This is a genomic window from Peptostreptococcaceae bacterium (genome assembly GCA_016649995.1).
Lineage (GTDB): Bacteria > Bacillota > Clostridia > Peptostreptococcales > BM714 > BM714.
On the sequence record JAENWJ010000078.1, the window covers coordinates 1 to 5,671 of the forward strand.

The 5,671-nt window shown below is 40.8% G+C and carries 4 protein-coding genes; all 4 read left to right on the forward strand.

Annotated features, from left to right (window positions below; all coding sequences use genetic code 11):
- Nucleotides 1–361: 361 nt before the first annotated feature.
- Complete coding sequence (gene lysA, locus JJE29_08990) at nucleotides 362–1,660, forward strand: diaminopimelate decarboxylase (GenBank protein MBK5252750.1); 1,299 nt, start codon at nucleotides 362–364, stop codon at nucleotides 1,658–1,660.
- Between the two features lie 18 nt (nucleotides 1,661–1,678).
- The gene (locus tag JJE29_08995) at nucleotides 1,679–2,884 is read left to right on the forward strand and encodes an aspartate kinase (protein ID MBK5252751.1); all 1,206 of its coding nucleotides are present in this window, start codon (nucleotides 1,679–1,681) and stop codon (nucleotides 2,882–2,884) included.
- A 250-nt stretch (nucleotides 2,885–3,134) separates the two neighbouring features.
- On the forward strand, nucleotides 3,135–4,079 hold the full coding sequence (locus JJE29_09000) for an LCP family protein (protein ID MBK5252752.1): 945 nt from the start codon (nucleotides 3,135–3,137) through the stop codon (nucleotides 4,077–4,079).
- Nucleotides 4,080–4,239: 160 nt separating this feature from the next.
- Nucleotides 4,240–5,547, forward strand: coding sequence for a chloride channel protein (locus tag JJE29_09005; protein MBK5252753.1), 1,308 nt, complete (start codon nucleotides 4,240–4,242; stop codon nucleotides 5,545–5,547).
- Nucleotides 5,548–5,671: the final 124 nt, after the last annotated feature.

Sequence of the window (5,671 nt, forward strand, 5' to 3'; positions counted from 1 at the left end):
AAACAAAGAAACAATCGTGCGCATGTTGACAACACGCCATGCATGCTGTAAGCTATATGAATAAATGAATATATGAGCTTCTATTGTGAGTTAGAGGTGCGGGTGTAATGAGTAGTGTCAGCTGTTTTGTCAGGCTTGGCGTCATGAAAGGTGCAACCGCCGAAATGTGTGGAATTGGCCTGAGCGGTTCCGCATGTTGGGGACATGTCAAATAGGCATGCCACTGTCATCAATGCATTTGTATTGATGAGGCGCTGATTTGCAGGGTTGAAAATGATGGATGTCATGTAGCCTTGCTCATGGCATTTTTTGTGTATTTGGCAGAACGCAGTAAAATCATCTTAACATGGGGGGTGTTGCTTTGAAATTATTTGGAACAATGAAAATGAATGCGAAGAACCATTTGGAAATAGGCGGTTGCGATGCCGTTGAATTGGCGAAGACCCATGGTACTCCTTTATATGTTATAGATGAAAATCTAGTAAGGGACAATATGAACCTTTTTAGGGAACACTTTGTTTCAGAAAAACTGGATTGCCGGGTGATTTATGCATCGAAGGCCTTCTTGAATATGGCAATGTGCCGCATAGCAATGGAAGAGGGCATAGGAATAGATGCAGTGTCCGCGGGAGAACTCCATACGATTATAAGGTCGGATTTTCCGAGAGAAAACATATATCTGCATGGAAACAACAAAACAGACATGGAAATTGAGATGGCCGTTTCGGAGGGTATAGGAAGAATTGTCGTAGACAATATGGATGAAGTGGAGGCCTTAGAGCGAATTGCTATGTCAAAGGGAGTTAAGGCGGATGCGCTTGTAAGACTGAATCCGGGTGTTACAGCCCATACCCATCAGTATATCCAGACATCGAAACACGATTCCAAGTTTGGGGAATCTATATATGGAAGAAAAATTTTTGAAATAATCGAAAGGATTTTGGATAGTCCGGCTATCAATCTTCATGGATTCCATTGCCATATAGGCTCTCAAATCAATGACGAGGATCCGTTTTTTGAGGCCGTGTCGGTAATGACTGATTTCATAAAGGTTGTAGAGGAGAGAACTGGATATAAAGCCGAGGAGCTAAATCTAGGAGGAGGTTTTGGAGTTTATTATTCCGGAGAGGACAGTCCTATTAAGCTTTCGGATTTCTTGAGCAAATTGGTCAAACATATTGAATCAAAAATCGAACGCAATGATTTGGCTGTAAAAAAGGTAATGATTGAACCGGGAAGGGCAATAGTCGGTAATGCCGGAATAACACTTTATAGTGTTGGCGGGGTAAAGGAAACCTATGGAGGCAGAAATTATATTTTTGTTGATGGAGGTATGGCTGACAATCCGAGAACAGCTCTTTATGATGCCAGGTACGAGGCCGCGCTGGCTAACAGAATGAGAGACCCTCAATCAGAAAGGTATACGATTGCCGGCAAGTGTTGCGAGTCGGGCGATGTAATCATACGCGATATTGAGTTTCCAACAGTAAAAAAAGGCGATCTGATAGTTGTATTTACAACTGGAGCATATAACTATTCAATGTCAAGCAACTACAACAGGCTGGGGAGACCTGCGGTAGTTTTTGTATCGAAAGGGAAATCGAGAGTGACTGTCAAAAGAGAGACATTGGATGATTTGATAAGAAACGATATCATATAGGAAGGGAGGCATCATGATATGGCACTTGTAGTTCAGAAATACGGAGGCAGTTCCGTTGGGACGACAGAAAAAATTAAAAATGTAGCAAGGCGTGTCGCCAAAAGGCGGGAAAATGGAGACCGGATAGTGGTAGTTGTTTCGGCAATGGGCAAAACGACAAATATGTTGGTTGAAATGGCAAAGGAGATTTCGGATAATCCTTCAAAAAGAGAAATGGATATGCTGATGTCGACAGGTGAACAAATATCGAGTTCGCTTCTTGCAATTGCATTGAAGGAGCTTGGATTCGAGGCGATATCCATGACGGGATTCCAGGCAGGAATCCACACGGGGGGACGACACACCAAAGCGAGAATCACAGACATTGAAATATCAAATGTAAAAGAAGAATTAGACAATGGAAATATAGTAGTTGTAGCCGGTTTCCAGGGAGTCAACGAAAAAGGCAATATAACGACGCTGGGACGGGGTGGTTCGGATACCACGGCTGTGGCGCTGGCGGCGAAACTATCGTGTAGTTGTGAAATTTATACAGATGTCGAAGGCATTTACACTGTGGATCCGAGGCTATATACTGAGGCCAAAAAGCTTGAGACAATCAGCTACGAAGAAATGCTGGAAATGGCGAGTTTGGGAGCAGGAGTCATGCAACCGCGTTCTGTTGAAATAGGGCAGAAATTCGGAGTTCCCATCTATGTCGCCTTGAGTACGGAGGAACGTCCGGGAACCTATATAAAGGAGTATGATGCGAGTATGGAAGAAAAAGTGATAACGGGATTGTCGGTTAGCGATGACGATATTATGATTACCATCAACGGAATACCATATTCTTCAAAAGCCGTTTCAGGACTTTTTGAGAAACTTGCAGAGAGGGATGTAAATATTGACATGATAAGCCAAACGGCGCCTTATGACAATTTCATAAATATTTCCTTTACGGCGAACAAAGAAGATTTAAATGCAATACGGGAAGTTATTGGAGTATTTGAAGAAGAAACAGGTGGAGTTGCGGCCGAAATTGACGAAGAGATTACAAAGCTGTCTGTAGTAGGAAATGGAATGAGAAGTCATTCCGGAGTAGCGGCAAAAATGTTTAAAATTCTTGCCGAGAACGACATAGAATTCAAGCAGGTTACGACCTCGGAAATAAGGATATCCTATACAATAAACCCAAAAGACAAAATAAAAGCGGTTCATGCTATAGCGAAAGTTTTTGATCTTTAAAGTTTAATTAATTGCCCTGATAGTGCGGTATGGCTGTTGGGGTAAAAATATGCACATAAATTTCTTTGTGTATGATAGAATAAGATTGAATTGGTATGATGTTTTTTGTTTTTGCGCAATGGTAACAGAATTGTAAAGTTTTTTTATGCAAACCGAATTATAATGTATGTTAGAATTGAAAAGGCTCACTTAAGTGTGGGCGGCGTTCAAATAATCGAAATAAAGTTTTTGAGACTATGGAGTGATATATATGAAAACATTTTTTAAAGTATTTGCTGTGGCATTTCTTTGTTTTACGACATTGATAGGATCGGGTACATTTGCGTTCATCAAATACTATGACCCGACATCGAGCGCAGAGGTGGAGGAAAATACGGAAGAATCCATCTATTCAAATAATACGGAAACTGATGTCGATGCAGAAACGCCTTTGGAGAAAGCGGTAAAGGCAAGCAGGCGCGTTAATGTGCTTCTTTTGGGACTAGAAGGATACAGAACCGATACTATCATGCTGGCCAGCTTTGATCCGGACAATGGCAAACTGGATATAGTTTCGATTCCAAGAGATACCTATTATTATAGGAGCGGCTATGACGATGCTGACCAGAAAAAAATAAATGCAGCCTATGGTCATGGTGGAGCACAGCAGGTTATGGCTGCAGTTTCTGATATACTCAATGTACCTGTGCATGAATATGTAAAGGTGACCTATTCAGGGATTGAGAGAATCGTTGATTCAATAGGTGGCGTAGAAGTTAATGTGCCTATAAAAATGGATTACGATGATATTTATGCTGAACCCGAATTGCACATACATTTTGAAGAGGGAGTGCAGACTCTTCGCGGAGACAATGCAATCGAATATCTAAGGTTTAGGAAAAACAATGACGGAGCGGGATATCAAAACGGAGACCTAGGGAGAATAGAGGCTCAGCAGGAATTCTTGAAATCAGCGGCTAAGAACATATTGAGCTTCAAATTGCCTGTGGTTGCAAACACAATGTTCCAATATATTAAAACCGATATGAGCCTTCCTGACATACTTTATTATGCAAAGAGTGCGGTTGGCATGACAAGAAACGACATCAATACCTACCGTATATCGGGAAGAGTTGCTAATATGGGGCTTTCATATTTTCTTCATGACCCTGCGGATACAGAAGAATTGATGACATCCATATATACTCAGGAATAGATTAAGTAAAAGATTCAAAAAAAAAAGAATAACAAGAGCGGATTATTCCGCCCCTATTATTTTTAAGGGGAGTAGGGATTAAGATATTATATATATAACCCCAAAAAATAATATTAAACATTTTTTTGAAAAAATTTTTTATAAGAGAGATGAAGGGACCATGAAAGAAACAACCTTCAAAAAAAATGACAATGGTCGATTCGAGAGACTCTTGGTTTCTCTTTTGGCTCTTTTAGTCGGTCTTTTGACCGGCTTTGGAGGGATTTTGTTCAATTGGCTCTTGGACGCCCTCCATTTCATTTTGTACAACACCTTCTCTCAATCGGTTAATATAGGCAAATCCAAGTATTTTTTTATTCCGTTGCTTGCGGGCGTAGCCATAGGATTAATCAATAGGTACCTGATCGATGACGATAAAAGAGGTTGCGGCGTTACCGAGGTAATAGAAGAGCTGAAATACATAAATCGAATGCTAATGAAACCGAAGTCTGTGCTGATAAAAATGTTTGGGACTATAATAACCATTTCAAGCGGCTTGTCGGCAGGGAGGCATGGCCCAATAGTCCATTTGGGCGGGGCGATTGGATCCAACATAGGATATAGGGCTGGTTTTTCAGACAAGAAGATTAGAATCATGATTGGGTGTGGTGTGGCAGGAAGTTTGTCGGCTGTTTTCGATGCCCCGGTTTTTGCGGCCCTATTTGTGATGGAAGTTCTTATGAACAGAGATTTTTTTGAGTATTTTACACCCATATTCATTTCATCCATAACAGCTGCGTTTTTAGGAAGGGTTGTGATAGGGCATACACCTTTTCTTATAATAAAAGGAAGCTATGGATTGAAGGATTATCGTGAAATTGTCTTTTACATATTGCTTGGAGTGGCGACCAGCCTTGTTGCGCTCATATACATAAAAGGACTTGAAGTAACGAAAGCTTTCTTCGAAAAAAAATTGAAACTGCCGATAATGGTGAAACCCATAATCGGAGCAGGGCTTGTTGGAATCATAGGATACAACTTTCCACTCATATACGACATTGAATTTAATACGATTCCAAGGATTGTAGAAGGTGAATTTGGAATGAAGTTGCTATTGATGCTTTTTGTGGCCAAATTGATTGCGACCTTCTTGACTCTTGGCAGCGGAGGAATCGGAGGGGTGTTCGTTCCAGGGCTCTACATTGGCGCGGCTTTCGGAGCTGTTTATGGAAATCTTTTGGAAAGATTTTTTCCGACCCTCATATTCAATAGCAATACATATTCGATAATAGGTATAGGAGTTATGTTTGCGGGTTTTGCAGAGGCTCCTATTTCGGCGGCTTTAATGATTGCCGAGCTTACAGACAACTTTGCAATCCTCTTTCCGTCCCTAATAGCTTGCGCCATCGGGAGTATTACAATGGAAATCATGCATAAGTACAGCATATATACAAAACCCCTTGGGGACAATTTGATAGATATAGACTAATATAGAAACTAGTAAAAGCCCTGGGAAACAGATTCCCAGGGCTTTATTTGGACTCGAATATTTAAAGATTAATTTTGCTTTCCAATTGAATTGCGATAAGGTCGCCTATCTTATATACATCTCC

Coding starts and splice junctions, on each gene's coding strand:
- JJE29_09005 (MBK5252753.1), top strand. CDS start 4,240: ATGAAAGAAACAACCTTCAAAAAAAATGACAATGGTCGATTCGAGAGA.
- JJE29_09000 (MBK5252752.1), top strand. CDS start 3,135: ATGAAAACATTTTTTAAAGTATTTGCTGTGGCATTTCTTTGTTTTACG.
- JJE29_08995 (MBK5252751.1), top strand. CDS start 1,679: ATGGCACTTGTAGTTCAGAAATACGGAGGCAGTTCCGTTGGGACGACA.